This window comes from Paenibacillus glycanilyticus, from assembly GCF_023715145.1.
In the GTDB taxonomy this organism is placed as follows: Bacteria; Bacillota; Bacilli; order Paenibacillales; family Paenibacillaceae; genus Pristimantibacillus; species Pristimantibacillus glycanilyticus_A.
This window is the reverse complement of record NZ_JAMBNP010000003.1, coordinates 354,652-380,579: the sequence shown is the minus strand read 5'-3', so window position 1 is coordinate 380,579 and position 25,928 is coordinate 354,652. Positions and strand designations below refer to the sequence as shown.

Sequence of the window (25,928 nt, the reverse complement as noted above, 5' to 3'; positions counted from 1 at the left end):
AGGGGTGCTGACAATGTTTACTAACCTATTAAAAGAAGTCGGCCGCGGAAAAAGAGGCGCTAGAGATCTCACCTCTGAAGAGGCGCTGGTAGCGGCCGACTGGATCATGAACCGGAAAGCAACCCCTGCCCAGATTGGCGCATTTTTTATTGCCGAACGCATTAAGATGGAAAGCGTGGAGGAGCTGGAAGCATTCGTGAACGTCTGCCGCGATTCTGCTTACCGCGCTCCCATCCAGGAAGGACTGGACTGTGCGGGACCTTACGACGGACGCGTCAAAACGTTCTTCGCTTCGTTCGCCACAGCCTTTGTGCTCGCGTCAGCGGGACTTCCCGTTACGCTGCACGGCGCAAAAGCGCTGCCGCCGAAATGGGGCGTTACGCTGATTGATATGCTCGCCGAGCTTGGAATCGGCAAGGAGCAGCTGCAGCGCGACCGTGTTGTGCAGGCGGCCAAAGCTGCCGGCGTGCTGTTCGTTGACACGGAGGAATGGTGCCCGCCGCTCAAAGAGCTTCGCGGCATCCGGGAAGAGCTTGGCATGCGCACGGTGCTCAACACGGCGGAGAAGCTGATTGATTTCTCCCATTCGCCGTATCTTGTCTTTGGCGTCTTCCACAATACCGTATTCGACCGGATGAGCAAGCTGCTCACCGATTTGAAATATCACCGCGCTCTTATCGTGCAAGGGGCGGAGGGCTCCGAGGATCTATTCATCGAACGCCCTACCCGCACCTATATCGTGGAGAACGGCGAAGCACGGCTGCATGTCATTAATCCGGAAGAATTCGGCATGGAGGCTACGCTCCCGGAGAAAACCGAATGGAGCGCCGAAGAACAGATCGAGACTGTTGAAGCCGTCCTGCAAGGCAAAGCCCACATCGGCTACGTGAACCAGGTGCTGCTGAATGCCGCCGTCCGGCTCCGTCTGGCAGACCGCGCAGAGTCCGTCGAAGAAGCGTTATACCAGTGCAAAGCGCTGCTCGACAGCGGCGCTGCTTGGGAGCGTTATGCGCTTTGGCGCAGCAGCCTGCTTGGCGAAGGGACGCCTGCCCCAATTGGCGGCGTTAAGTAACGTGACAAAGGCGCGATCACCTCGTGTCCCGACCGCCATGGCATGCCTTATCGTAATCGCATAAAAGCCTCGTTCCGGCTTGCCCAACGTTGTAAGCTGTACGGCAACTAAGATGCATCCCCCTCTGCTTCGACTCCTGCGTTGTACGTTTATGCAATAGAAAGAGCTTCTGAAGGCTTATTTAGCCGGCAGAAGCTCTTTTTTAATGTATTTCATACAGGATCTTAACGCATGCGCGCCCGACGCACGAGAATAACGTAGCTGAGTACAGCCGCCGTCTCTGCAGCAGCAATAACTATCCCCATCGGCATGGCCGCTTCGCTGCCGCCAAGACCCACAAGCGGCGCCATGCAGGCGCCAAATACGAAGGACAGCAGACCAAGCAAGGCCGATGCGCTGCCTGCCGCCTGCTGCTGGTTCTGCATCGCCAGCGAGAAGCTTGCCGTCTGTACGATCCCGACGCTCGCCACCACAAAGAATAGAGGCACGAGCACGGCAAACAGCCCCCAGCCTGCCGTGACCGAGATCAGCAGCATAATGCCCCCGGCAAAAGCAAGGCTCAAGCCAGCAACGAGCAATGAAAGCGCACTTACCTTACCGGCCAGTCGGCCGGCAATTTGGCTTGCCGCGATGATGCCCAGGCCGTTAATGGCAAAGCATAGACTATAGCCCTGAGGCGACACGCCAAACAGATTTTGAATAACAAAGGGCGAACCGGATATATAAGCAAACATCGCGGCAACAACAAAGCCCTGCGTAAGCGCATAGCCCATAAAGACCCGGTCCGTCAGCAAACCGCGAAATTTTCGCAGCATATTGCCTATTCCGCCCTGCGAGCGGTTCTTTTCCTGCAGTGATTCCTTCAACCCGAACCATATCGCCGCAAACATCACAACCCCAATCGCGGCAAGCACGATAAACACCCCGCGCCATTCGGTCCATTTCAGAATTTGCCCTCCGGCAATCGGAGCGGCAATAGGCGCAACGCCGTTCACCAGCATCAGCATCGAGAAGAACTTCGTCATCCCCGCTCCCTCGAACAAATCCCTGACGACCGCGCGCGAGATCACAATACCCGCCGCTCCGCCAAAGCCTTGCACGAATCGCAGCAGGACGAAGGTTTCAATCGACGGGGCAGCCACGCAAAGAATAGAAGCCGCAATATAAACAATAAGTCCGACTAATAAAGGCTTCCGCCGCCCCCCGACATCGCTGATCGGGCCGATAAACAGCTGACCCAGGGAAATGCCAAGCAGGCAGGCCGTTAAGCTGAGCTGGGACATGGACGTTCCCGCATGGAAATCATCCGCCAGCTCCGGCAGTGCCGGCAAATACATATCAATCGAGAGAGGCGCAAACGCCGACAGCGACCCTAGCAGCAAAGCCATCCACAAGACAGCTTTAGGCGCGGCGGCAGCCGGTGAAGAATCCTTACCGTTCGTCATAACCTGCTCACTCCAAGTACTGTTTTATCGCAATCATTCTAATAACGATCCCCTCCCCTGTCAACAATGCCAAGCTTATAAATAAAAAGAGGATGCCCTCTAGGCATCCTCTGCACCTGCATCCGTCAACTACTCAGCCGTAGTGACGACAGCGCTCAGCTTCACTTGATCGTTCAAATTCACGAGCAACGGGAGCATGCGCTCCCCGCTAATCATTGGAGATTGGCACAACACGCAGGTTGGCGTCTGATCAAAAGAGAAGTTGGCGCGCATCCAGCCATGGCAATCCTCGCTTACGCATGACCACACTTTCGTAATCACTTCCGGGATGTCTTCTTGAATTTTTTTGCGATTGTACATGGGTACACCCCCTTCTCCAAGGTGATTTGGTACGGACTTCATAAACCCCGTGACCTTAGCGTGTCTTTATCGGCGAATTTCATACATCGGATTTCAGACAAAAAAGCTCATTTGCTTCCATCAGGAGGCAAATGAGCTTAATAGTTATCATCGGCTTATTACTTACAGCTTATATCCGAATTCATTAGGAATATATTCGATGGAGGATACTGCGGTGAACGTCAGCTTTTCTCCCGTTTCATCATATTGCACGCTATCCGCGTCAAGCGAATACCAGATCTTCAGGGTTGGGCGACCGTCGTCAAAGGTCCGGAAGATGAATACGTTGAGCTCCTGTTTCCACTGCAGGATCTCGTCGATTCCGGCGTGCTTATCCGTATGTACGGTGAAGCGCCACTGTCCCGCTTCCTGCTCGACCTGAAAGGACACGGATTGTTTGGACGAATCCACGAAGGTCCTGCCGCCCACGGCATGCTTGATCAGTAATGTTTCGTTCATTAGTCTTCCTTCCTCCCAAAAAGAATTGCCGATATTAATGGCTAGCATTAGCCGTTTCCGGCAATTCTTACCTCGTAAGCATCTACTTAAGAATTGCCGATATTATTCTCATCTCCTATGGCAGATCAATCAGCAACACAAATGCGGCTTCCTCCGCGGACAGCACAAAATCCGGCTCGAACTCTGCGCGGATCGAATCTTTTGGCCCCATGGCAATGCCGTTCAGGCTCAGCTTGCCTTCAATCACCATAATAAAGGCGCGGCGCCCCGTTTTTTGATTGAAGAAGACCCTTCTGCCCGGCTGCAGACGCCCTAAATAGATCGTCATATCCTGATTGATGCTGGCCGTATCGCCTACCCCATCCGGCGTCACAACCGGCAGCAGGGTATTCTGCAGCTTCTCTTCATCGTAGCTGGACATCTCGTAGGAAGGCGCGATGCCCCGCTCCTTCGGCATAAACCACATCTGCAGGAAGCTGCCTTCTTCCGTATCGGAATCGTTGTACTCGGCATGAATGATGCCCGTACCGGCCGACATGCGCTGAACCTCGCCAGCAGATGTTATTTCCTCGTTGCCAAGGTTATCTTCATGCTTCAGCCTTCCTGTGAGAGGGATCGTCACGATCTCCATCTCGCTGTGCGGATGAGCGCCAAAGCCGCGTCCTGGTGCAATTATGTCATCGTTTAATACGCGCATGACGCCAAAGCTCGAGTTATCGGGATCGAAATACTCCCCGAAGGAGAAGCTCAGCGAACTACGCAGCCACCCCAAATCGACGGAATGGCGTGCGCTTGCAGGGTAAAGTTTCATCATCGAAAAAAACGCCTCCTTTTTCATTCAAATAATCCGAGCCAGATACCTCCTTCTATTGTAACCCCGTGCGGGCAGGTATACCAAACAGGCTCATGTAATCCTTATGTAATCGAAAGAGAAGATAAAGGGTAATCTAACGGCAAAGCAATAAAAGGGAGTGTGAATGGGCGATGGACAACAAGGATGATCTCGTTACGGAGAGAGATATCGATCCGGAATTCGGCTTATTTACGGAGGAGATGCCACATATCGTCTTGCCGGATGTGACAAGCAAGCTGATCGATAGATATCCGAAAAAGGGCAAAGCAGCGCCGCCTCCCAGTGGACCGGCTGACGGCTCGCGGTAAGGAGCTAACTCAAGTATAGCATCTGCGAAGGACTGTAAACACCCCTTGTGATGAAATATGGCCAATTAAAAAAGGACGCATCGCCTGTTCGGAGCAGGCCATGCGTCCTTCTATTATTTTGCCGGAACAGCCTTTGTGTCCGCCCCTGCCGTTACCGGCAAAGCCGGGTACAGCTTCTTCGACACGAAAGTCTGCGCGATCATGAACAATCCGCCAACGACCCAGTACAATGGCACGGCAGCGGGCGCACTGAAGGAGAAGATCCCCATCATTACCGGGGACAGGAGCCCGATCATCCCCATCTGCTTCTGCTGCGCGGGGTCTGCGCCAATCTGCGACACGCGGAACTGCACGTAATATATCGCGGCCGCAAGGAACGGCAGGATATGATCAGGGGTACCGAGCTGGAACCACAGGAACGAGTGCGACGCAAGCTCCGGCGTCATCTTGATTGCGTAATAAAGACCGGTCAGAATCGGCATCTGGATCAGCATCGGCAGGCAGCCAATCGCCATCGGATTGAACTGGTGCTTGCTGTATAGCTCCATGGTTTCTTTTTGCAGCTTGGCTTGATTCTCGGGCGTTTTCTCCTTGTACTTCTCTTTGAGCTTGTTAATCTCAGGCTGGATAACGCTCATCTTCTGGCGCATGCCCTGCTGGTTCTTATATTGACGCAGCATCAGCGGCAGAAGGACGATCCGCACGAGCAGGGTCATGACGATCACGGCCATGCCGTAGCTGTCTCCAAAGAAGGAAGCAATGTGTTGGATCAGATACGAGAACGGATAAACCACATAATGGTTGAAAAAGCCCGGCGTGCTCGAATCAATCGTTCCTTGCGCGCCGCAGCCGCTGACGATCACCAGGATCGCGATTGCTGCGAGAATTCTGTATTTTTTAGAAAAAGCGGTGAATGCATTGGTTTTGCTCATAATAGCCTCCTCGTTTGTGTTCGTGCTGGGTAATCTTCACAAACGAGGAGTGACAATCCGCTGATTCACCATCGGGTGCTTCTTTGCGTTTGATCCTTCGGGCGAGCCAGTGCTGGATCTTATCCAATCGGCTGACGACCACAACAAGCGGAACAAGCGGCTCCCATATGAACCGTTTCAGAACGGGGCTGAACTCCGCGTCAACGGTCTGATGGGCAAAATACGCGAGATAAGCCATCGAGCATAAAATGCTGATCGAGAAAAAATAAGGGATTAAATCCTGCAGCTCTAACAATGCATTCACCTCCTTAAAAGAATTGTATATTCAGTTGGCTGTTCTGCAGCCAGGTTGGACAATTCTTACTTCGTAAGCTTTAGCTTAAAAGAATTGTGTATTCAGTTGGCTGTTCTGCAGCCAGGTTGGACAATTCTTACTTCGTAAGCATTAGCTTAAAGAATTGTATATTCAGTTGGCTGTTCTGCAGCCAGGTTGGACAATTCTTACTTCGTAAGCATGAGCTTAAAAGAATTGGCTATTCAGTCTGATCACTTATACGGCTTTCAACCGGCAAACGTTTCTTCTCCCGGCCCAAAGTCTAGTTCCAGTCCCTTCCCGGGACGGTTAAGGCGGGTGTCGACCCGCGCTACAATGAACTATGACTATATTATCACATCGTGGACAGGATAGCTTCCTTGGCTTCTTGGAATCGGATGTACTATTTTCCGCGGCAACGACCGGGACGGAGGAATCGATTGTATGTATTTTGCAGCTATTAGCGTGATAAGGGGCTTCCTGTTCCTTACTCTGCTGCTCGCCTGGATTGCCGGCAACAAGGCATCCCACCTGCTGTTTAGCGGGACCGAAGCAACCCTGAACCGAAAGGCGCGCAAATTAATAACCTGGGCCGTTTTTCTGTCCATCTCTACCGCCGGTATTCTTGCCGGCATGATCTGGCTTATGTCGGCAACGGAATTTGTCTTCTGGCAGGACCGGCTGCTCATTCCGCCTCTCCTGATCATCCCGACGCTCATGCTGTGGCTGACTTCCTTCCCCCGTTTACGGGGTATTCGGCAGGCAACGGGACGAAAGACAAACAATCCGCTTGATGTCAGGCTGCTGAGCCGCGCTTCGCAGCCCGCGGTGGTTGCACCTTATCAATTCGTTGCGCTTGGCTCCTTAACCGGACTATATTGGACGTTCACTACAACCGTTCCATTCGACATGCTAAACGGAATGATTCCGCTTGTGCTGCTCCTGATCGCGGGTATGGCGCTCTGGCTGACGCATCTTAACCGCAGCTCAAGAGTCAGCCTGACCGGAACAAAGCCGGTCAACCGTCCTTTGATGAGGTTGCTGCGCCGGATGGCCGTACTCGTAATCGCGTTGGCCTTGGGAAGCATCCCGTTCTACAGCGGCCTTCAGGCCAGCCGCCTGCCAGAGACCATCTCCATGGCGGAAGGTCCGATGGATAACGGAACGGGCGCAAAGCTCGATCATCACCATCGCAACGGCGCGGTTACCGCCTCGGCCGAACCCGTAAAGGAGGTTTCCGTAGACAGCCTGACAGGATCTATCGAGGGAAAACCCGATGTATCCTTTACGCTGACCGCCGAGAAGAAGACCGTCAAGCTTGCATCCGGACGAACCGTAGAAGCTTGGACCTATAACGGCCAGATACCCGGTCCGGAGCTGAGGTTCCGGAAAGGTCAGCTGGTCGAGGTAAAGCTGATCAACAAAGACATTACTGAAGGGGTTACCCTTCATTGGCATGGCCTTGATGTTCCAAATGCGCAGGATGGCGTTGCAGGCGCCACGCAAAATGCCGTCCTGCCGGGAGAAGCCTATACCTACCGGTTCATCGCCGAGCAGGTCGGCTCCTTCTGGTACCACTCCCATCAGGATTCGCAGGAAGCCGTACAAAAGGGGCTGTTCGGATCGCTTGTTGTGGAGCCCGAGGAAGGAATGCCCAAGGATGTGAAGGATATCACGGTGATGACTCATATCTGGGAAGCCGGCGGTGTTGCCATAGGTGATCATGACGGCATTCAGCATATTCGGATCGCGCCGGGTACGCCGGTCCGTCTTCGCCTGACGAACACGGATGACTGGGTCCGCCAGTCCTTCAAGCTGCTCGGAACGAAGTTCCAGGTAGCCGCCATCGACGGCACGGATCTGCATGAGCCCGGCGACCTTGCGAACGTAAGCCTCGATCTTATTACGGGCGGCCGTTATGACGTGACCTTCACGATGCCGGATTCGCCGGTGACGTTAAATGTCGATCTTGGCGGCAAGCTTGGCATCGTCATGAGTCCGGACGGGCAAGGCGAACTGCCGAGGCATGTGCCGGATATGCCGGTCTTTGATCCGACGCACTACGGCACCCCGACCTCTACGGCATTTGATGCTAACAGCCATTTCGACCGGGAGTTTACGATGGTGCTGGATAACCAGCTTGGCTTCTTTAACGGCAAGCTGGCGCTGAACTATACGATTAACGGGAAGGTATTCCCCGATACGCCAATGTACATGGTACGCGAAGGCGAGCTTGTGAAAACAACGATCGTCAACCGCGGTGCCGTAGAGCATCCGATGCATCTTCACGGGCATCATATGCTGGTCCTGTCGCGGAACGGCGAAGCCGTTGACGGCAGCCCTTGGTGGACCGATACGCTGGATACAGCTCCGGGAGAGGTCTATGAAGTCGCTTTTGTGGCCGACAATCCGGGATTGTGGATGGACCACTGCCATAATCTCGCCCATGCGGCGGCCGGCATGACGATGCATTTGATGTACGAAGGAATAACCTCCCCTTATACGGTAGGCACGGCAACGCATAACCATCCGGAATAACAGAAAGACGCTCATGACTCCCTTCCCTTAAGAGAGCGCATGCGCGTCTTTGTTGTTTATTGCTCCTGCTCGCTGCCCAGCAGCTGAATAAACGTCTGAAGCGGCTTGGACATCCACTTGCGGGGATGAATCATATACTGCAGGTCGAAGCGGATAGCCGGATGGGCAAACGGGAGTGCTGCCACTCTTCCCTGCCGGATGTCCTCCGCGACGACCATCTGAGGAAGCAGCGCAAGACCAAGACCGTTCACCACGCATTGCTTCACGGCCTCCGGGTTACCAAGCTCGAAAAGGGAAGTAAAGGCGATGCCGCTCTCCCGCAGCACCTTCTCGAACATCCCTCTGTAAACGCAGCTTTCTTCCGACATGATCAGCTCCACGCCGTTCAGATCCTGAAGCTCGATCCCGGGCTGATTCGCAAGCGGATGCGCAGCCGGGGCAACCAGCACCAGAGGCTCTTCCCGAAGCGGTCTGCAGGCAAGCAGCGCATCGGCGCGCTTGGCATCCAGCAGCAGTCCGATATCGTATTCCCCATCCTTCACTTTGCTAATGATCTGCGACTCCCGGTCCGGCTGTAGCTGAATCGTCAGCTCGGGGAACATCTGCCGCAGCTTCTGCAAATACGGCGGCAGAAAATAAGCGGCCAGCGAATCTATGGCGCCAATCACCAGCGTGCCGCCCGCATAACCCGCAACGGTTTCCTTCGATTGCTCGTAAAGCTCCAGCATTTGAACCGCCAAGGCAAACAGCTTCTCGCCTGGGGGTGTGAGCCGCATCTGCCTGCCGTACCGCTCCAGGAGCGGTGCCCCGTATTCTTTTTCCAGCTTCTGAATCTGAATCGTCACGCTAGACTGCGCATAACCCAGCTCTTCCGCTGCCCGCGTAATGCTCCGTCTTCTTGCCACCTCGCAAAAGGTCTGCAGATAGACCAGCTCCATGCTTCCACCTCTGTCCGCTTAATTATTGAAGATATTGATGATATTCATGAATCATTATAGATAACTGTAATGCTTCAGGCATGCTACAGTAAAGACAGAGATTTCAAGTCCAAGTGGGAGGCGCTTAGATATGCTGAGGGAACAAGAATTGAGAGGGATTTACGTACCTGTGGTAACGCCCATGGGTGCTCATGGAGAGGTGGATCTGGAGTCATTAACGCTCTATGTAAGGAAGCTGCTTGAAGATGGCGCAAACGGTATTGTGGTGAACGGCACGACCGGCGAATCGCCAACCGTCACTTTGGAGGAAATGGCGGCCCTTACTGCCGCGGCACGAGCTGTCTGTGAGCTCGCGAACAAACCGGTTATCGTTGGAACGGGAACAAACGACACGGCTTCCACTGTACGGAAAACAGCCTACGCCGGAGAGCTTGGCGCAGATGCCGCTCTTGTTGTCGTGCCTTATTACAGCCGCCCTTCTCAGGAAGGCATTATTGAACATTATAGACAGGCAGCCAGCACCGGCCTTCCGATTATCGCATATGAAATTCCTTCGCGGACCGGCGTACGTCTAAAACCGGACACGGTCAAAGCTATTCTGGATCTGGATGGCGTTATCGGCATCAAAGACAGCTCCGGCGGCATCGAGCTTATGATCGAGCTTGCGCGTAGCGGAAGCCATAAGCCGGTATTGTGCGGAGAAGATTTCTACTTCCATGCCATGCTGTGCTGCGGTGCAGCCGGCGGCATGGTCGCTTCCGCGAGTGTCCGGACAGCGGCGTTTGTAGAGATGTATGAACAGCTCCTGCAAGGTCAGCTTACCGCAAGCAGGCAGTCCTTCGGCGCATTATTGCCCTTAATCCGCCTTTTGTTCCAGGAGCCTAATCCCGCCCCGCTCAAATGGCTGCTTGCCCGGCAGGGCATCATCGCCTCGGATCATATCCGTCTGCCGCTAACTCCCGTCTCGGAGGAGCTCCGGCAGCAGCTCGCCGCATGGCTGTAGCAGTCAGCCAGCCGGCACGGAATCCCAGAGCGGGGAATGCGTAAAGCCCTCCATCATGCGAATGGCATAGCTTTTATGAGGGTTTGACAGCTCGGCCATATCCGCTTTGCGATCTATCGGCTTCACTTCCATAACGGCGATTCCCGAGCCTACCGCATGGTCAATGCCTGCCGCGATAGCGGCGGCATGGCTTGCGCGGGCAGATAAATAGATAACCCTGACCCGGATATCCGCGGCGCAGAAGACGCGCAGCATTTCAGCCGAACGGTCTGTGCTGTGATTATCCACAAATATGAATTCATAACTTATGGCGGCAGGCTTCATGATGTGCTTCAGGCGCTTATAGGCGCCAAACAGCGCTTCCTCGTCATTGCAGACCGGTACGATAATCGAGCAGGTAACTGGCAGACGCGTCATTTTCCCCCATCCCCTTCGGACAAAATGTTGCTCTATACTGCTACTATAATCGATACAGCTTAAATCTCCCTTAATTTAGTATAAGTAAGCGCTTTACTTTTATGTCAAATATAACGTACGAGCTTACTAAAAATATAGCATCCATTCCGTACGTTTTGCTATACTATCTGCAACGAATTTATCCAAAAACCATAAATGGAGGGATCACGATGTTATACAAACGGCTGGGAGGAAGCGGACTGAAGGTGTCTGCGCTGGGACTTGGCACGAACTCTTTTGGCTCGCGCGCGGACGAAGCCGCTTCGGCACGCATTCTGCATACCGCGATTGACCGCGGCATCAACTTTATCGATACGGCTAATATTTACTCGGCAACCGCATCGGAATCCATCATCGGGAACGCTCTGGAAGGCAGGCGCCATGATGTCGTGCTTGCAACAAAAGCAGGCCTTGCAAGAGGAGACGGCCCGAATGCCAGAGGCTCTTCCCGCTATCATCTGATGCTGGAGCTGGAGGACAGCCTGAAGAGGCTGAAGACCGACTACGTTGATCTCTATCAAATCCATACCTTTGATCCGGAGGCGCCGCTCGAGGAAACGCTGCGCGCGCTTGACGATATGGTCCGCTCCGGCAAAGTCCGTTATATCGGCGCTTCCAATTATGCCGCGTGGGAGCTGATGAAAGCTCTTGGGATCAGCGACCGTCTCGGTCTGAACCGGTTCGTCTCCACGCAGACAAGCTATTCGCTGGCGGACCGTACGCCGGAGCGCGAGCTCGCTGCGGCATGCCTGGATCAAGGCGTTGGCATTATTTCGTACTTCCCGCTGGCAGGCGGAATCCTGACGGGCAAATACCGTTCCGGAGAAGCAGCCCCGGCCGGTTCGCGCGCAGCGACTAACCCCGGCTTCACCCGTTTCTTCGACGAGAATAACCTTGCGCTCGGACGTCAGGTCAGCGGTCTGGCGGACAAGCTGGGCTGCTCTGCCAGCGTCCTGTCGCTGGCTTGGCTGATGAAGCAGCCGGCTGTTTCCACCGTTATCGTAGGAGCAACAAGCACCGAACAGCTGGAGCATAACTTAGGCAGCGTTGAACTGCCGCTTGATGCTGCCGCATTAGAAGAACTGGATACGTTAAGCCGTCCGTTCCGGAACGGGGAGCCGTTTGCGCTGTACCGTTTATCGTAAAGCAGATTCCTCCGGCATTGTAGAACAAGGGACCTTTCCTGTCAGCCATCGGCTTGCGAGGAAGGGTCCCTTGTTCGTTGAACGGTTAAGGCTGTTCCGGCCAGCCCTTCCGCTCCCGCAAAATATCGATAAACAACTCGGCTGCCTTTGTATGCTGCTGATGAAGTCCGGTGAGCAGCGTGAAGTCCCGTTCAACCGCTCTTCCGCCTACCGTCAGCTTGCTGATCGTGCCAAGCGCAATTTCCTTGCGGACCGCCCAATGGGATAATAACGAGATGCCAAGACCAGCCTCGACCGATTCTTTAATAATCTGCGTACTGCCAAATACCATGCGGTTCTCGGGATTCACCCCCTGCTCCATAAACATTCGCTCCGTTACTTCCCTTGTCCCCGAGCCCTCTTCCCGGACAATCCAGGTCTCCTGCTGCAAGCTAGCGGCATTCGTATCGTGAACCCGGCCAAGAGAATGCGACGATGCCGCCACTACGTACATCCGATCCTTCGCAAAAGACTCGGCATGCAGTCGCTCATGCTCCAGCTCGCCTTCCACAATGCCGATATCAAGCTGACCGCCGGCTACCAGCGAACTGATCTCCTTCGTATTGCCTATAGTAATCGTCGGCTTAATCATCGGATAATGCGCCTGCAAATAGGCGATCGCATGCGGCAGCACATATTCGCCAAAGGTGTAGCTTGCCCCAATGGTCAACGTTCCGCTTGCGGTATGCATCAGATCGTCAACAAGACGCTGCATGCGGGTATACAGTCCCTCGATCTCCTTGCCATGTCTGTAAACAATCTCCCCCGCCTTATTCAAACGGACGTGTTTATTGCTGCGATCGAGCAGCTTGGCGCCGATACTGCTCTCCAAGGCCTGAATATGCTGGCTAACCGCCGGCTGAGTCATATGAAGCGCCTCCGCGGCACGCGTGAAATTATTCTTCTCCGCAACAGTCATAAAGACGAGTAACGATTGATCCATAACCCTCCACGCCTCCATCATAAGTATTTCATTATTATGATAATAATAACTATTTATTTTTCTTATCGTAAAGAGTCGGGTAAGCTTAAGCCATCAACCACCAACAACATCGAGGTGATACGGATGAACACGCTAATCCCCTACGCTCTTGTTCCTAAAAATAAACGCTTCCTCCCGCTGCTCGAACGGATTGCCGGCCTTATGCTGACGGCAGCCATTGCTGCCGCCGCATATGGGCTGGCCCGCCTGCCGGGACTAGATCATATCGGACAAATGGCTCTGGCATTGACCGGAACCATCATTGCCCGTCAGTTTATCGGTTACCCGGAGAGGCTTCGGGCAGGCATTCAATTCGCTTCCAAGCATTTGCTTAAGCTAGCTATTATATTATGCGGTCTTCGGCTCAACATCGGCACATTGCTCCATCAAGGACCGGCGCTTCTGCTTCAAGGAGCGGTCACCGTGGCCTTCGCCATCGGCTGCATGCTGCTTATTGCCCGCAAGCTGAAGGCCGATACCCCGCTGTCGCTCCTGCTTGGCATCGGCACCGGCATTTGCGGCGCAGCCGCAATTGCAGCCGTCTCGCCCATCTTGAAAGCACGGGACGATGATACCGCCGCCGGAGCCGGATTAATTGCCTTGATTGGCACGATTGCCGCAATCGGCTATACGGCGCTGCTTCCCGTGCTTCCTCTGACGGAGATCCAATACGGCGTCTGGAGCGGCCTTACCCTGCACGAGATCGCGCATGTGCCGCTTGCGGCAAGCGCTGCCGGTCAGGAAGCTGTTGAAGCCGGTCTGCTGGCAAAGCTTAGCCGCGTGCTGCTCCTTGTCCCCGTCAGCTTCATTCTCGTGCTGATCATGAAACGCCGCGGCACTTTGTCGCCTGGAACAACCGTTGCCTTCCCATGGTTTCTTATCGGTTTTGTCCTCATGAGCGTATATGGCAGCCTGACGCCAGGTACCGCAATGGAAATCCCGGTACCTGCCATGGCTTTCCTTCAGCAGGCTCCGGGTTTCCTGCTTGCGATGGCCATGGTAGGTCTTGGCCTTAACGTAGATCTCCGCGCCCTGCGAACCAAGGCGATAAGACCGCTAGCTGCCATGGCGGCAACAACCGTTCTGCTGTCGGCCGTCACTCTGCTGCTAATTCGCTTCGTCTACTAACGAACTAGCCTTGCAGCGCCTTGCGCACGCTTAATATATATTTCGACTGGTCAAGCGGATTGACGCCGCGGCGGGTCCGCTCCGCCGTCACATCCGGCGGGCATTCCTCATACCCGGAGAAGAAGGTTGCGATCGTGCCCCTTCCTTTCGTGAGCGAGTTCAGCTCCATCGGATACTCGAGCGAGGTTGCCGCCGGTACGCGTCCCTCGATAATAAGCCTGTCGCCATGCAGCGTTGGCGCGTCAAACGAGCCGCGCATCAGGCTCAGGTCGTTCATGACGCGGCCGCCGTTCTCCTCCGGGACAACGATGCGGAACTGAAGCACCGGCTCCAGCAGCGTTGTGCCGACCGAGGCAAGTCCGTTCATAATGCCCATCGGCGTCGCCACGGCGAAATCCAGCGGATGCGTATGCCACACATGATGCTGGCCTTCGATCAACGTGATCTTGAGGTCAACGACCTCCCAGCCCTTCAGCCCTTGCTGCAGGGCCTCCGGCACGCGTCTTGCCACTTCATTCTGATATTGGGGAAGCAAATCCTCCGAGCGGACGAATGCCTCATAGCGCAAGCCGCTTCCGCGCTCGCCAGGCTCGATGCGGAACCGCAGAATCGCCCAGCAAGGCTTCGGCATCAGATAAGCAATATAGCCCTCGCCCGGCTGACTTGGCGTCTCCTTGTAAATAACCGAAGGCTGTCCGAATCTCACCTGCAGACCGTAACGGTTCTCGAGCACGCTGGCCAGAATCTCCAGCTGAATCGGGCCCATCACCTTCACATGCAGCTCCCGTTCCTCCTGCAGCCACTGCACATCGAGCAGCGGATCCTCGTCCGACAGCTCCTGCAAAGCCTGCACCATGGCCGGATACTGCTGCTGATCCGCCCAATGAGCCTGCACCGTCAAGAGCGGTACCGCAAGCCGAACTTCCTCGGGCACCGCATCGGGAACCCCGATAATGTCGCCAATCCGAACATGCGACATCCCGCATACCGCCGCGATATCGCCGGCTTCCAGCATGCCCAGATCCTCGGAACGGCTGCCTTCCACCTTGCGGATCTGCGTCACCTTTTCATCGATATTTTGCGTATAATTCCGGATCACGTCACGGTTGCGCATCGTTCCCTCATAGAGCCGCACGAATGCCATTCGCCCCATCGTCTTATCGCGTTCGATCTTGAACACAATACCCGACAGCGACCCCTCCCGATCTCCGCCAGGCTCCGGCAAGTAATCGATAATGGCATCCATCAGCTCCGTTACGCCAATACCCTTGCCCGATGCCCCATATACTACGGGAAAAAGCTCCGCCCGCTTCGTCATACCGGCCGCATGGTTCTTCCAATCTTCCGTTTCACCGCTTATATAGCGCTGAAGCAGCTCCTCATCCCGCTCGGCAACGGCTTCCACTAACGCGGTAAAAGCCGCTTCATCCGCACCTTGCTTCCAAAGATCCTCGGAGCCCGCGAACTGCTGCTCGCTTCCGAGCGGACGTTGCACCTCTATTATATCCGGCGACAAGTAACTGCGAATATCGCGCAGTACGGCCTCCCGGTCTGCTCCGACACGATCCATTTTATTAATATAAACAATGGTTGGAATACGAAGCTTGCGCAGCGCGTTCCAGATCATCTCCGTCTGCGCCTGCACGCCTTCAACAGCCGACAGAATCAGCACGGCGCCGTCCATCACCCGCAGGGAGCGCTCGACCTCCGATAAGAAATCGACATGCCCCGGCGTATCCACAAGGTTAATATTCGTATTCTGCCATACAAATGACGTTGTTGCCGCCCGTACGGAGATCCCCCGTTCCTTCTCCACGTCCAACCAATCCGTAAGCGCCGTTCCCGCATCTACGCTGCCAAGCGCGCGCGTTCGTCCGCTGACGAACAGCATATGCTCTGTCGTTGTTGTTTTCCCGGCATCAACATGCGCAAAGATGCCTACATTACGCCGTTTGGCGCTGTCCCTGCCTGTCATCGCTTTTGGTTCTCCCATTCCTGCCGCGGCCAGCGGCATGTTGTCCTTACGCCTAGCGTAAACCTGCCGAGCCAATTCATCAACAAAAAAAACAGCCCGGAGGCTGTTTTTTTCGGCAATTCGTATTTAAACCTTGGACCGGATATCCGCCGCGTTCATCTTCCAGATGTCCAATCTGGAGACAAGCAGCCCGCCGCTGCCGCCGAGCGCAGTGCCATCGCTGTCTTCCAAGGATGGGTAAGCTCTTGCGGTCAGGCATGTTTCGTCATCCGCGAATACCTCGACAATCGACTGGTCCGCAAAAATCCGGAGATTCACCGCGCCTTCACCTGAAGGCAGTTCCCCAAAATTAGAATGTCCGGTAGAAGCGTCTTGCGCTTTCCTTCTCGGCAAGCGGCAGGCGAAGCTCCACGGGCAGCATCTCGGAGAAAGCTTTATGCGGTTCACGCTGATACCAATAAGCCACCGAAGAATAGTCGTTAGACTGCGCGTTCCCGTGCCCATGCTCAATGCTGAAGCGAATCGATTTTCGGAAGATGATCGGATCGGTGATGTGATAGCGGTACTGCGTCATTTTGCCGGAATAATCGTTGAATGAGATCGTGTTGCTCTCCTTCCAGGCATCGCCGTTCTCGCGGATTGGCGCGTACAGCGATAAGCCGTGGTAAGGCGCATAATAGTGGCCGGACGGATAACCCCAAGCGGCGCAGAAGTAATCCTCCGTTCCCGTGCCGTGCAGGCGCGGCGGCCAAGGCTCTCCGTCAATGAAGAACATGTCGTCGCCTTCGCCCGGCCAGCTGAAGCCCGGAACGGGGTTAATGTGATCGATGCTGAGGTTGCAGCCTACGTAATGGCCCTCGCCTTCGGCATCCAGCAGAACGTAGTTGTCATCGCCGGTTAAATTCTTGATCTCGCTTACCTTTTCGTCATGCGCGTAGTGGGGCTTGCTCTGCCGGTCATGCTCCGCCTTAAGCCGGTCCAGATCGGCCGCCCCCTTGGTCGGATTCTCTCTTCTCCACGAGGCGTGGAAATAGAAACTGTCGTCGGATACCGGCTGCTTCACGTAGTCCACATAGAAGTATAGCACTATATCGTTCTCGCATTCGTTTACGATTTCGATCCGCGCGCTTTGGCGAAAAGGCATTTCGAAGAAGCAGTTCATGGCCGCTTTATTCTCCACTACGCCTTGGGTCGTAATCATGTTAAGCGGCATCGAGACGTAATGGCTGGCCACGCCGTGCCCAACCCCGAAGAAATCTCCAACCGGCGAATCCACGCTAGGCTCGGCCTCTCCGTCCCAATACATGCGGATCAGCACTTTGCGGAATGCATACTTGTCGCGGGCACCTATAGTCATCCAGATATGCTTGATAATGCCCGGTCCTCGAATGTCCGAGATAACTGCGGTAGTCCCTGCTTTGATCTCCATGAAATCCCGATTGCCGCCGGTTTTGTCCCAGCTGGATTCCCGGTGGGAAGTTCCCTCTTTGCGCAAATACAGTTCCTGCATTCTGATCGCTCCATTTCGTTATTTATCCTTTAATGCCCGTTAAAGTAATGCCTTCCACAAAATACCTCTGTCTTGTAAAGAATACGATAATCGCCGGAGCCAGCACAACCGTTGCCGCCGCAATCATCAGATGCCATTCCGTCGCATACATGCCTTTAAACTGCTGAAGTCCCAATGCAAGCGTATATTTGGACTCGCTGTTCAAATATACAAGCGGTCCAAGGAAATCATTCCAGGAGCCCAAAAAGGTAACCAGGCCAACGACGATCTGCGATCAGGAAGATATTTAAGGCTCCTCCTCCGAACTAAGCCGGCGCGATCAGAGGAACAAACGTATTCGTCAGCCCACTCTTGCTCCAGCCGATAAACGAAGGAATAAGCGTAACCGCGTAAGGCAGCATCATGCTCGACAGCAGAAGCGCGAACATCAGATCGCGGTCCCGCCATTTCATGCGCGCGAAGCTGTAGGCGCTGATCGAACACGTGATAACCACGCCCGCCATGGTCAGGATGACAATAATAAACGTGTTGATAAAAACTTCCCGAACGGCAGCGTCTTTAGCGCGTCCGAAAAATTCGAGATGCGGATGGGATTCGGAATCCACACCGGCGGCATCTCGAAGATCTGCCCCATATCCATAAACGCGCTGCGCAATAACCAGATTAACGGGAGCAGGCTGAACGCGCTTCCGGCCAGAAGCACGGCATATACAAGCGATCGGGTCAACAAAAAAGATGACTCCCCAACTTAATCGGGAGTCATCTTGTGTTCATACCGCCTTATTTGCCCGCCGGGATAAGAATCTTTTGGCCGACGTAGATCCGATTCGGATTCTTCAGCTTGTTGTGCTTCGCAAGCTTCTGCCAGGTTGTGCCGTATTTATTGGCAATCGCCCATAACGTATCGCCCTTCTTCACGATATAGACGATATCGGCCGGAGTCTCCGGCTTTGGATCGGGTTTTGGCTCAGGCTTTGGATCCGGCTTCGCCGGAGGCTCGGGCACTGTCGTTGCCGGCGCGGCAAAGCTCAGCTTGAATTCCGCATAACCGTCCTCGGTAGCGCCAACGTAGGAAAGCGACTTGATCGCTCCCGCTGCGGCTTTTGCGTCGGGCGATGTCTTAAAGGCCACGTTCACCTTATCGTTGATTGGAGCAAGCGACCAGTTGCCGTCCGCGGACGGATTAATCGTCTTGAACGAACGGATGTAATCAATGATAACCTGACGGTTCTCGTCCGGCGAAGCAAGGATGATCCTCTTTCCGTCCGGGTTCGCGAATTTGCTCGACGATGCACGGTAATTGTTCGAGGCAACAACGAACTTTTTCGCCGGATCAATCGGCTTTCCGTCGTATTTGAGGTTCACAATCCGGCTGGAATCCGCGTTTAACAAGGTGCCTGTCGCTGTATACTTCGCAGGCTTTGATACGTCGATCTGGTACGTCACTCCGTCAATAACGTCAAAGTTATACGTCGGGAAGTCGAAGTTAATCAGCTCCTGCTTCTCCGTTGATGCCGGGTTAACCGTATTGAACTGGCCCGCCGACCACTCCAGCCATTCCTTCAGCTCTGCGCCCGTTACAAGCACGGCATTCACCGTATTGGAATACAGATACAGATCGGCTACGTTCTTAATGGCGATGCTGCCAGTCGGAATATTGGTGTAATAAGCAGGGCCTTGGCGTCCGCCCGCCTTGAACGGCGCGCCTGCCGACAGCACCGGAATACCTTCATAGTCGGTACCTTGAAGCTGCTTTTCCACATACCATTTCTGCGCATTCGTCACGATCTGGATGGACGGATCGTCCTGCACCAGGGCGAAGAAGCTGTTGATCGGCGCCGTGGTTGTCCCTACCGGTCCGCGCACATAATCAAGCGTATGCTGATGATCCTCCGCTACCGCGTCCAGCACCTCCTGATCCGCATCTACCAGCGGCTTCTTGTTCACCGCATCGTAGATGGGCTTCACGGCTGTCTTCGAATCCGCAACCGTCCATTTGCCGTCGTTCAGTTGCAGCGTCAGGTCGATAATGCCAAGATTATTTCCCCAGAAGCCCGGCTCTACAGCCGGCACGCCATTAATCGTTCCCTTAGTCAGGTCAACCCCCGCTTTGCCCTCAAACGACTTGTCCGGGAACACTTTATGCGCATGGCCGAACAAAATGGCGTTAATATCCTTCACTTTGCTCAGATAGAGCACCGAGTTCTCCATCAAATTTGTCTGCGGAATATCCTCAAACCCGGAATGCGGGATGGCGACGATAACATCGGCGCCCTTCGCTTTCATCTCAGGCACGAACTTCTCCGCTGTCTTTACGATGTCTTTGGTGATAACCTTGCCTTCCAGCTTCGCTTTATCCCATTGCAGAATCTGCGGAGGCACAAAGCCGATCACGCCAACCTTCAGCTTATGAACGGCGCCGCTCTCATCCTTTACTTCCTTGTCGAGAATAAGATAAGGGGTGAAATAGTTCTTGTCGTTTGTCTCGTCTTTATCGCCGTCATCGATATACACATTCGCATTCACATAAGGAAAATCCGCTCCGCCAAGCGAAGTCTTCAGAAAATCGAGGCCGTAATTGAATTCATGGTTCCCAATGTTCCCCGCATCATAATCCAGCAGATTAAGCGCCTTGTACACGGGATGGGTCTCCCCCTGCTGCAGCGGATCCACCGTCGCCACATAATCGCCCAGGGGGTTGCCCTGAATCAAGTCCCCGTTATCGAACAGGAGGCTGTTCGGCGCTTCCTCCCGCGCCTGCTTGATCAGCGTCGCCGTCTTGGCGAATCCGTACTCATCCGTCGGCTTGTCCGCAAAATAATCATAGTTCACCATGTTCACGTGCAGGTCGGTCGTCTCCAGTATCCGCAGTTGAACGGTTGCCCCGCTGCCTCCCGCCGCAGACGCCAATGCGGCAAACGGCATAACCGTTAAACCAACCGTCACTGCTGTTGCGATAGCTCGTCTCCATGCCCGGTTTCTTGACTTCACCAAACGAAATCCTCCCTGTTTAGCCCTATTTGTTGATGTTCACCTGACATAATGTTGGAATGATTGGATGCAGGCGGCATCATTTTCCTCATTTTAGGATAATAAATCTGAATTGTCACGCAATTATTTTGTAATTTTATTACTAATTATGTAAGGTTTTCTTTCGTTCAGGAGGAGGGGTGAACAGATGTTAAAAAAACAAAAAGGAGACATCGCCTTAGGCGGTGTGCACCGCCGGGACGAATATCCCCTTATTCGCAGCTTTGCGATTTATTGCTCAGTCAGAATGATGGGACCGTCCGCTGTAATGGCAATCGTATGCTCATACTGCGCGGACAGCTTGCCGTCTCTTGTACGCGCCGTCCAGCCGTCCTGGTCAATCTTCATTTGGTAGGTACCCACATTAAGCATCGGCTCAATCGTGAAGACCATGCCCTCCTTAATGCGCGGACCTTTGTTTGGCGGCCCGTAATGCGGAACCTGCGGATCCTCATGCATCTCTTGGCCAATGCCATGACCGATAAAGTCACGGACGACCGAGAAGCCCTCGGCCTCGGCGTAAACCTGGATCGCATGGGACACATCGCCAATCCGGTTGCCTGCAATGGCCTGCTCGATGCCTTTGTACAGCGACTCTTTGGTTACGCGCAGCAGGCGGTCCGCTTCCTCGGAGACATTGCCCACCGCATACGACCATGCGGAGTCCGCCAGCCAGCCGTTTAAGTTAACGACCATATCGATCGTTACAATGTCGCCTTCCTTCAGCTTCTCCTTCTTCGGAAAGCCATGGCAGATCACATCGTTGATGGATGCGCAGGTAGCGTATTGATAGCCTTTATAGCCCTTCTGCTCAGGCGTTGCGCCGTGTTGCTTCATCAGCTTCTCGGCAAATTGGTCAATCTCATGGGTCGTAATGCCCGGGGCGATCAGCTTGGCAATTTGTCTATGGATTTCGGCCAAAATTTTGCCGGCTTCATGCATGCGGTTAATTTCCGCTCCAGTTTTAATCGTAATCATCTGTGCTTCTCCCTTATGTGGTGATTAATAAAGAGCATACCAAAGCGACAAGCTTACATGCAAATACTATAAGGGTCTAGAACGAAAATAATCCCCTTCGGACCCGAAGGGGATTATTGATTAGTTTATTTGTAAAATGACCGTAATCATTGTTCTTCTGCTTCGTCATCGGATGCTTCTTCAGCATCTGCCTCTGCTTCTTCAGAAACTGCAGCCTCTTCTTCAGCTACTGCCGCTTCTTCTTCAGCTGCTTCAACCGCCTCTTCTTCGGCAGCCGCTACAACCTCTTCAGCAATTTCCTCAGCAGCTTCTTCAGCCGCTGCCACTTCTTCTACGGATTCCTCCGCTGCTTGAACGATTTCTTCTTCATGGCTCATCGTGCTCACCTCCTACTCATTTATATCTTAATTGTAGCGCTTTCATAGAATCCTACAAGAGGTGTAAAATGTCGTAATCTGTGAGATTATGACTAATACGACGAATTTTTTACAGGACTGGACTTTAGTCGGGTTCCAGTTGTGACCTAAAGAATGAGGACTTCTAAAAAACAGCATGATATGCTGTACCTAAAGGAGATGAGCGCAATGAATAAAAGGTCCATTCTTGGCCCTGTTTTTATTCTTCTTGGTGCATACTTACTGTTGAATAAAGGAACGAACTTTGGCCCGGGCAATCTATTCGGTTACTTCTGGCCAAGCTTATTCGTCATCCCGCTGGGATTGTTTTTCCACTGGCTATATTTCTCGATGACCGGCCGCAAAGGCATTGGCGTCCTGATCCCCGGCGGTATCCTGCTGGTGTCCGGCGTGACGTCGCAGATCGCCATGCTGTTCGATAATTGGGTCTACATGTGGCCCGGCTTTATTATCGCGGTCGCTGCAGGCCTCTTCGAGTTCTACTGGTTCGGCAACCGGAACAAGTGGCTGCTGATTCCGATCAATATTCTAGTCGTGCTTGGACTCTTGTTCTTCGCGGTATTCTCGCTTGGTTCATTCCTCAATCAAGTGGAGGTCGTACGTCCGTTCCTCGCCATTGCCCTCATCATTGTAGGGGCTGCCGCGCTGGTGATGCGCCGCAAGGAACAATAAACGCGTAAGGAGCTGCCTTTAGGACGAAGGCTGCTCCTTTTTCATTCTCCACTTCCCCTATTAAACCTACCGCTCCTCTTCCAATTATTGAGAATAAGGACTTTCGACATAATCTGCTATGTTCGCGCCTTCCCAACTGCGATATACTAGATTTCATATGTAAAATAATCCTATTGCTGTGCAAAACCTTCAGGAGGAATACCGTTTGTCGATCAAGACCAAGCTGGCCTGGTTTATATCTTTGACTGTTATTGTCATACTAAGTCTGAATCTTTCGATTTACTACTTCTCGACTTCTTCCCAACTGAAAAAGGACGCAGAGCGTCAAATGATCGGCGTGGCCAAGCAGATCGGCGAGACGCTGGACGCCGCACAGAAATCCAAACAGCTTATCGAGGACTCCGTTGGCGAGAAGCTCCGGCTTGCCGCCATTTCCGCGCAAACAAAGCTTGACCCCGATATTGCCAATGTCAGCAATGAGCAGCTGGACAGGCTGAGCCGGGATCTTGGCGTTGATTACATTACGTTGTGGGCGAAGGACGGAGACGATATTACCGCTCAGAAATCATCGAATCCGAAGGCCATCGGAGCAAGCTCCAAAGCTTTAGGCTATTGGTATACCGCCTTTAGTCAGCTGTTTGAGCTGCGCCAGGTCATCATTCCCCAGGGACAGAAGCTGAATCACTTCTGGTCGCCTCCGATTACGATCATCCCTTCAGACCTCAACGACGTCAACAAACTCGGCTTTTATTATAATGACAAATACAATTACCTGATTAATCCGATTGTTCATGCCGGCGCTTTCTTTAATCTGGAGAACCTGAAGAGCAGCGATGCCATTGCACAGCAGCTGATTGAGGATAATCCGTCCATTCTTGAGGTATCGGGTTTTAACCCCGCCTTTTATAAAGATCCTCAGGTCCTGGCTCTCAATGAAACCGTAACTCCGTACAAGCTGGATAATCAAAGCATGATATTCGGACAGTACAACTACATAGACGTGCATGATTACAACAACCTGATGAAAGCCGATCAGACCGGCGGCATTGTGACAACCAAAGCCATGATTGAAGGCGAAAAAGTCATGAAGAGCTTTATCCCGATGTCCGGAACAAGCAAGTCCGTTATCGTGGTCAATTTCGATTATGCCGCGATAAAAGAACCTCTGTACCGCCAGCTTCTGATACAGGTTCTGATCTCCTTGGGCTTAATGGCGGCCGCCGTTGCATCCAGCTCCTTCATTGCCGGAATTATGATCCGAACGCTTGAGATGATTATGCATCGGGTTCACCACATCTCGCGCGGCAACTTTGGCGAGCAGATCGTGCTCGACAGCAACAACGAGTTCGGGGCGCTGGCCTCGCAGGTGAACGCCATGAGCACGAATTTGCACAGCTACCAGGCGCAGCTTACCGCGGCAGCCAAGGAGCTCCTGCATACGCAGCAATATTTGGAGTCCTTCGTCAATAATACCTCCGATTCCATCCATGTGGTTGACCTTGAAGGCAGGACCATTCAAACAAACAAAGCATTTGAAGCGATGTTCGGCTGGACGCTGGCGGAAGCCGTGGGTCAGAAGCTGCCGATGTTTACGCCGGAGATTCTAACCGAGCTTCATGAGAAGGGTATAATCGTCTTGAACGGAGGACAGGTGACGGATTACGAAACCATTCTGTACGGCAAGGACGGCATGCCGATCGAGGTCAGCATTACCTTGTCGGGAATCAAGGATGATCAAGGCCGCATCGTCGCTTATGCATCCATTACCCGGGATATCGCGGAGCGCAAGCGGACCGAGGAGATTCTGCGGCGCTCGGAGAAGCTCTCCGTGGTTGGACAGCTTGCGGCGGGCGTAGCCCATGAAGTCCGCAATCCGCTCACTACTCTGCGCGGCTTCGTTCAGCTGCTTCAGAAGGATGGCAAGCTCGACCGATCGTACCTGAACATTATGCTCTCCGAGCTGGACCGGATTAACCTGATTGTCAGCGAGTTTCTGGTGTTCGCGAAGCCGCAGGCTGATCGGTACCAGGAGGCCGATCTGTATGGCATTATGAATGATATCGTTGTCCTGCTGGATTCCGAGGCCAACATCCACAATGTCCAAATCATCACCCGCCTCGAGCCTGGCATTCCGCCGCTTCGATGCGAGTCCAACCAGCTGAAGCAAGTGCTTGTTAATGTGATGAAGAACGGCATGGAGGCCATGCCGGATGGCGGGGAGCTGACGCTGGAGCTTGTTCGCGAGTCGGAGCAGGACATTCTGATTCGGATCAAGGATCAGGGAATCGGCATCCCCGAAGAGGATTTGGCTAGGCTTGGCGAGCCTTTCTTCACGCGAAAGGCCGAGGGCAACGGCCTCGGCCTTATGATCAGTCAACAAATTATCCAGCATCATAAAGGAAATATCCTGTACAGCAGCAAGACGGGCGTTGGAACCAGCGTCGAAATCCGTCTCCCCCTTAGCCCTCCTCTGGCGGGGACAGCATAATTCTGCCGTTCTCCAGCTGTACTCTTGCTTTGCGATGATCCTTGAAGCCGGCCGCTTCCAGATAGCCATGTGGCACTTGGAGGCGGCCGGCTTTGTCGAGTACCGCATACTCGACATGGGATTCCTCCGCCTCGTCCTCTTCCAGCTCGGCAAGCTCCTCGATATACGATTTGCGGCGAAGCATCTCGGAAGAGATTTTGCCGTCGCGGATCGCTACCACGCGGTCAACCTTGCGCGCAAGCTCCGGATCATGCGTAACGATAACAACCGTAAGACCAAGCTCCTGGTTTAATTTGCGGAACAGCTCGAGAATTTGCGCTGCCATCTTGGTATCCACCGATCCGGTTGGCTCATCGGCCAGCAGCAGCCGGGGATGGTTCGCCAGCGCGATGGCGATTGCCACCCGCTGCTGCTCCCCGCCGGACAGCTGCTGCAGCTTATGATGGGCGCGGTGGGACAATCCCACCGCCTCGAGCAGCTCGCGCGCCCGTTGCTGCTTGCGGCGGCCGTTCAGCAGGATCGGCAGCTCGACATTTTGCTGAGCCGTCAGATAGGGAATAAGGTTTCTGGCGTTATTTTGCCAGACGAAGCCAACGCTTTCCCTTTTGTACTTTACGAAATCCCGTTCCTTGAACTTCATCAAATCCTTGCCGTCCACCGTCAGACTGCCTGCTGTCGGGCGGTCGAGACCGCCCAGCATATTCAGAAGCGTGGATTTGCCGCTGCCGCTGTTGCCGATAATCGCCATCAGCTCGCCGGCCTCCACATGGAGGTCAAGGCCTTGCAGCGCGAACACTTCCAGCTCGTTTGCCTTGTAGATTTTGACCAAACCTTCGCAGTGTATCAACG

Annotated in this window: 26 protein-coding genes; 8 read left to right on the top strand and 18 right to left on the bottom strand. The window is 53.8% G+C overall.

The window, feature by feature from the left end; genetic code table 11:
- The first annotated feature begins 13 nt into the window (after positions 1 to 13).
- On the top strand, positions 14 to 1,072 hold the full coding sequence (locus tag M3194_RS11380) for an anthranilate phosphoribosyltransferase (RefSeq protein WP_251653569.1): 1,059 nt from the start codon (positions 14 to 16) through the stop codon (positions 1,070 to 1,072).
- 224 nt (positions 1,073 to 1,296) lie between these two features.
- Here M3194_RS11380 and M3194_RS11375 read toward each other — a convergent pair whose 3' ends face one another.
- The 4 genes from M3194_RS11375 to M3194_RS11360 form a co-directional block, all read right to left on the bottom strand.
- On the bottom strand, positions 1,297 to 2,517 hold the full coding sequence (locus M3194_RS11375) for a multidrug effflux MFS transporter (RefSeq protein ID WP_251653567.1): 1,221 nt from the start codon (positions 2,515 to 2,517) through the stop codon (positions 1,297 to 1,299).
- A 129-nt stretch (positions 2,518 to 2,646) separates the two neighbouring features.
- Positions 2,647 to 2,877, bottom strand: coding sequence for a cold-shock protein (locus M3194_RS11370; RefSeq protein WP_251653565.1), 231 nt, complete (start codon positions 2,875 to 2,877; stop codon positions 2,647 to 2,649).
- A gap of 162 nt (positions 2,878 to 3,039) precedes the next feature.
- A complete protein-coding gene (locus M3194_RS11365; protein WP_251653564.1) occupies positions 3,040 to 3,375 on the bottom strand; it encodes a hypothetical protein in 336 nt (111 codons plus the stop codon).
- Between the two features lie 115 nt (positions 3,376 to 3,490).
- Positions 3,491 to 4,189, bottom strand: a complete 699-nt coding sequence (locus M3194_RS11360) for a pirin family protein (RefSeq protein WP_251653562.1) — start codon at positions 4,187 to 4,189, stop codon at positions 3,491 to 3,493.
- A 170-nt stretch (positions 4,190 to 4,359) separates the two neighbouring features.
- On the opposite strand from M3194_RS11360, the gene M3194_RS11355 reads away from it, so the two are divergent.
- The gene (locus tag M3194_RS11355) at positions 4,360 to 4,536 is read left to right on the top strand and encodes a hypothetical protein (RefSeq protein ID WP_251653560.1); all 177 of its coding nucleotides are present in this window, start codon (positions 4,360 to 4,362) and stop codon (positions 4,534 to 4,536) included.
- Positions 4,537 to 4,649: 113 nt separating this feature from the next.
- On the opposite strand, the gene yidC is transcribed toward M3194_RS11355, so the two are convergent.
- Both yidC and M3194_RS11345 read right to left on the bottom strand, forming a co-directional pair.
- The gene (gene yidC / locus M3194_RS11350; RefSeq protein ID WP_251653559.1) at positions 4,650 to 5,468 is read right to left on the bottom strand and encodes a membrane protein insertase YidC; all 819 of its coding nucleotides are present in this window, start codon (positions 5,466 to 5,468) and stop codon (positions 4,650 to 4,652) included.
- Positions 5,434 to 5,763: a hypothetical protein gene (locus M3194_RS11345; protein WP_251653557.1), complete on the bottom strand. Its 330-nt coding sequence runs from the start codon at positions 5,761 to 5,763 to the stop codon at positions 5,434 to 5,436. The genes yidC and M3194_RS11345 overlap by 35 nt, the downstream gene beginning before the upstream one ends.
- 462 nt (positions 5,764 to 6,225) lie before the next feature.
- Here M3194_RS11345 and M3194_RS11340 point away from each other — a divergent pair, with 462 nt between their 5' ends.
- Entirely contained in the window at positions 6,226 to 8,319 is a 2,094-nt protein-coding gene (locus M3194_RS11340; protein WP_251653556.1) for a multicopper oxidase family protein, read from the top strand.
- A gap of 56 nt (positions 8,320 to 8,375) precedes the next feature.
- Here the strand turns inward: M3194_RS11340 and M3194_RS11335 are convergent, their stop codons facing one another.
- Positions 8,376 to 9,257: a LysR family transcriptional regulator gene (locus tag M3194_RS11335; RefSeq protein ID WP_251653555.1), complete on the bottom strand. Its 882-nt coding sequence runs from the start codon at positions 9,255 to 9,257 to the stop codon at positions 8,376 to 8,378.
- A gap of 130 nt (positions 9,258 to 9,387) precedes the next feature.
- Between M3194_RS11335 and dapA the strand changes: the two genes are divergently transcribed.
- Complete coding sequence (gene dapA, locus M3194_RS11330; RefSeq protein WP_251653553.1) at positions 9,388 to 10,260, top strand: 4-hydroxy-tetrahydrodipicolinate synthase; 873 nt, start codon at positions 9,388 to 9,390, stop codon at positions 10,258 to 10,260.
- 3 nt (positions 10,261 to 10,263) lie between these two features.
- On the opposite strand, the gene M3194_RS11325 is transcribed toward dapA, so the two are convergent.
- Positions 10,264 to 10,677, bottom strand: coding sequence for a glycosyltransferase (locus tag M3194_RS11325; protein ID WP_251653551.1), 414 nt, complete (start codon positions 10,675 to 10,677; stop codon positions 10,264 to 10,266).
- Between the two features lie 209 nt (positions 10,678 to 10,886).
- Between M3194_RS11325 and M3194_RS11320 the strand changes: the two genes are divergently transcribed.
- Positions 10,887 to 11,861: an aldo/keto reductase gene (locus tag M3194_RS11320; RefSeq protein WP_251653550.1), complete on the top strand. Its 975-nt coding sequence runs from the start codon at positions 10,887 to 10,889 to the stop codon at positions 11,859 to 11,861.
- 85 nt (positions 11,862 to 11,946) lie between these two features.
- On the opposite strand, the gene M3194_RS11315 is transcribed toward M3194_RS11320, so the two are convergent.
- Positions 11,947 to 12,843, bottom strand: a complete 897-nt coding sequence (locus tag M3194_RS11315) for a LysR family transcriptional regulator (RefSeq protein ID WP_251653548.1) — start codon at positions 12,841 to 12,843, stop codon at positions 11,947 to 11,949.
- Between the two features lie 123 nt (positions 12,844 to 12,966).
- Here M3194_RS11315 and M3194_RS11310 point away from each other — a divergent pair, with 123 nt between their 5' ends.
- Positions 12,967 to 14,010, top strand: coding sequence for a YeiH family protein (locus tag M3194_RS11310; RefSeq protein WP_251653546.1), 1,044 nt, complete (start codon positions 12,967 to 12,969; stop codon positions 14,008 to 14,010).
- Between the two features lie 4 nt (positions 14,011 to 14,014).
- Here M3194_RS11310 and M3194_RS11305 read toward each other — a convergent pair whose 3' ends face one another.
- From M3194_RS11305 to M3194_RS11275, 8 genes are all read right to left on the bottom strand, one after another.
- Positions 14,015 to 15,985 carry a GTP-binding protein gene (locus M3194_RS11305; protein ID WP_251654241.1) on the bottom strand — a complete coding sequence of 657 codons (1,971 nt, stop codon included), beginning with the start codon at positions 15,983 to 15,985 and terminating at the stop codon, positions 14,015 to 14,017.
- Positions 15,986 to 16,111: 126 nt separating this feature from the next.
- The gene (locus M3194_RS11300) at positions 16,112 to 16,432 is read right to left on the bottom strand and encodes a GH32 C-terminal domain-containing protein (RefSeq protein ID WP_311290457.1); all 321 of its coding nucleotides are present in this window, start codon (positions 16,430 to 16,432) and stop codon (positions 16,112 to 16,114) included.
- Positions 16,335 to 17,495, bottom strand: a complete 1,161-nt coding sequence (locus tag M3194_RS11295) for a glycoside hydrolase family 172 protein (protein WP_251653543.1) — start codon at positions 17,493 to 17,495, stop codon at positions 16,335 to 16,337. Before M3194_RS11295 ends, M3194_RS11300 begins: the two co-directional genes overlap by 98 nt.
- Before the next feature lie 22 nt (positions 17,496 to 17,517).
- Positions 17,518 to 17,739, bottom strand: a complete 222-nt coding sequence (locus tag M3194_RS31830) for a hypothetical protein (protein ID WP_311290455.1) — start codon at positions 17,737 to 17,739, stop codon at positions 17,518 to 17,520.
- A gap of 61 nt (positions 17,740 to 17,800) precedes the next feature.
- Positions 17,801 to 18,100, bottom strand: coding sequence for a hypothetical protein (locus tag M3194_RS31825; protein ID WP_311290453.1), 300 nt, complete (start codon positions 18,098 to 18,100; stop codon positions 17,801 to 17,803).
- A gap of 175 nt (positions 18,101 to 18,275) precedes the next feature.
- On the bottom strand, positions 18,276 to 20,486 hold the full coding sequence (locus M3194_RS11285) for a bifunctional 2',3'-cyclic-nucleotide 2'-phosphodiesterase/3'-nucleotidase (protein WP_397334310.1): 2,211 nt from the start codon (positions 20,484 to 20,486) through the stop codon (positions 18,276 to 18,278).
- 270 nt (positions 20,487 to 20,756) lie between these two features.
- Positions 20,757 to 21,503 carry a type I methionyl aminopeptidase gene (gene map, locus M3194_RS11280; RefSeq protein WP_251653542.1) on the bottom strand — a complete coding sequence of 249 codons (747 nt, stop codon included), beginning with the start codon at positions 21,501 to 21,503 and terminating at the stop codon, positions 20,757 to 20,759.
- Between the two features lie 146 nt (positions 21,504 to 21,649).
- Positions 21,650 to 21,880, bottom strand: a complete 231-nt coding sequence (locus tag M3194_RS11275) for a hypothetical protein (protein ID WP_251653540.1) — start codon at positions 21,878 to 21,880, stop codon at positions 21,650 to 21,652.
- Positions 21,881 to 22,087: 207 nt separating this feature from the next.
- On the opposite strand from M3194_RS11275, the gene M3194_RS11270 reads away from it, so the two are divergent.
- Both M3194_RS11270 and M3194_RS11265 read left to right on the top strand, forming a co-directional pair.
- Entirely contained in the window at positions 22,088 to 22,591 is a 504-nt protein-coding gene (locus M3194_RS11270; RefSeq protein ID WP_251653539.1) for a hypothetical protein, read from the top strand.
- Positions 22,592 to 22,796: 205 nt separating this feature from the next.
- A complete protein-coding gene (locus tag M3194_RS11265; protein ID WP_251653538.1) occupies positions 22,797 to 25,079 on the top strand; it encodes an ATP-binding protein in 2,283 nt (760 codons plus the stop codon).
- On the opposite strand, the gene M3194_RS11260 is transcribed toward M3194_RS11265, so the two are convergent.
- Positions 25,051 to 25,926, bottom strand: a complete 876-nt coding sequence (locus M3194_RS11260) for an ABC transporter ATP-binding protein (RefSeq protein WP_251653537.1) — start codon at positions 25,924 to 25,926, stop codon at positions 25,051 to 25,053. The two genes, M3194_RS11265 and M3194_RS11260, sit on opposite strands and share 29 nt — an antisense overlap.
- Positions 25,927 to 25,928 lie beyond the last annotated feature (2 nt).

What these genes read in the sequence shown, in the direction of transcription:
- M3194_RS11375 (WP_251653567.1), bottom strand. Translation starts at nt 2,517, where the DNA reads ATGACGAACGGTAAGGATTCTTCACCGGCTGCCGCCGCGCCTAAAGCT.
- M3194_RS11380 (WP_251653569.1), top strand. Translation starts at nt 14, where the DNA reads ATGTTTACTAACCTATTAAAAGAAGTCGGCCGCGGAAAAAGAGGCGCT.
- M3194_RS11305 (WP_251654241.1), bottom strand. Translation starts at nt 15,985, where the DNA reads ATGACAGGCAGGGACAGCGCCAAACGGCGTAATGTAGGCATCTTTGCG.
- map (WP_251653542.1), bottom strand. Translation starts at nt 21,503, where the DNA reads ATGATTACGATTAAAACTGGAGCGGAAATTAACCGCATGCATGAAGCC.
- dapA (WP_251653553.1), top strand. Translation starts at nt 9,388, where the DNA reads ATGCTGAGGGAACAAGAATTGAGAGGGATTTACGTACCTGTGGTAACG.
- M3194_RS11320 (WP_251653550.1), top strand. Translation starts at nt 10,887, where the DNA reads ATGTTATACAAACGGCTGGGAGGAAGCGGACTGAAGGTGTCTGCGCTG.
- M3194_RS11365 (WP_251653564.1), bottom strand. Translation starts at nt 3,375, where the DNA reads ATGAACGAAACATTACTGATCAAGCATGCCGTGGGCGGCAGGACCTTC.
- M3194_RS11325 (WP_251653551.1), bottom strand. Translation starts at nt 10,677, where the DNA reads ATGACGCGTCTGCCAGTTACCTGCTCGATTATCGTACCGGTCTGCAAT.
- M3194_RS11335 (WP_251653555.1), bottom strand. Translation starts at nt 9,257, where the DNA reads ATGGAGCTGGTCTATCTGCAGACCTTTTGCGAGGTGGCAAGAAGACGG.
- M3194_RS11270 (WP_251653539.1), top strand. Translation starts at nt 22,088, where the DNA reads ATGAATAAAAGGTCCATTCTTGGCCCTGTTTTTATTCTTCTTGGTGCA.
- yidC (WP_251653559.1), bottom strand. Translation starts at nt 5,468, where the DNA reads ATGAGCAAAACCAATGCATTCACCGCTTTTTCTAAAAAATACAGAATT.
- M3194_RS11370 (WP_251653565.1), bottom strand. Translation starts at nt 2,877, where the DNA reads ATGTACAATCGCAAAAAAATTCAAGAAGACATCCCGGAAGTGATTACG.
- M3194_RS11355 (WP_251653560.1), top strand. Translation starts at nt 4,360, where the DNA reads ATGGACAACAAGGATGATCTCGTTACGGAGAGAGATATCGATCCGGAA.
- M3194_RS11310 (WP_251653546.1), top strand. Translation starts at nt 12,967, where the DNA reads ATGAACACGCTAATCCCCTACGCTCTTGTTCCTAAAAATAAACGCTTC.
- M3194_RS11275 (WP_251653540.1), bottom strand. Translation starts at nt 21,880, where the DNA reads ATGAGCCATGAAGAAGAAATCGTTCAAGCAGCGGAGGAATCCGTAGAA.
- M3194_RS11295 (WP_251653543.1), bottom strand. Translation starts at nt 17,495, where the DNA reads ATGCAGGAACTGTATTTGCGCAAAGAGGGAACTTCCCACCGGGAATCC.
- M3194_RS11315 (WP_251653548.1), bottom strand. Translation starts at nt 12,843, where the DNA reads ATGGATCAATCGTTACTCGTCTTTATGACTGTTGCGGAGAAGAATAAT.
- M3194_RS11340 (WP_251653556.1), top strand. Translation starts at nt 6,226, where the DNA reads ATGTATTTTGCAGCTATTAGCGTGATAAGGGGCTTCCTGTTCCTTACT.
- M3194_RS11360 (WP_251653562.1), bottom strand. Translation starts at nt 4,189, where the DNA reads ATGATGAAACTTTACCCTGCAAGCGCACGCCATTCCGTCGATTTGGGG.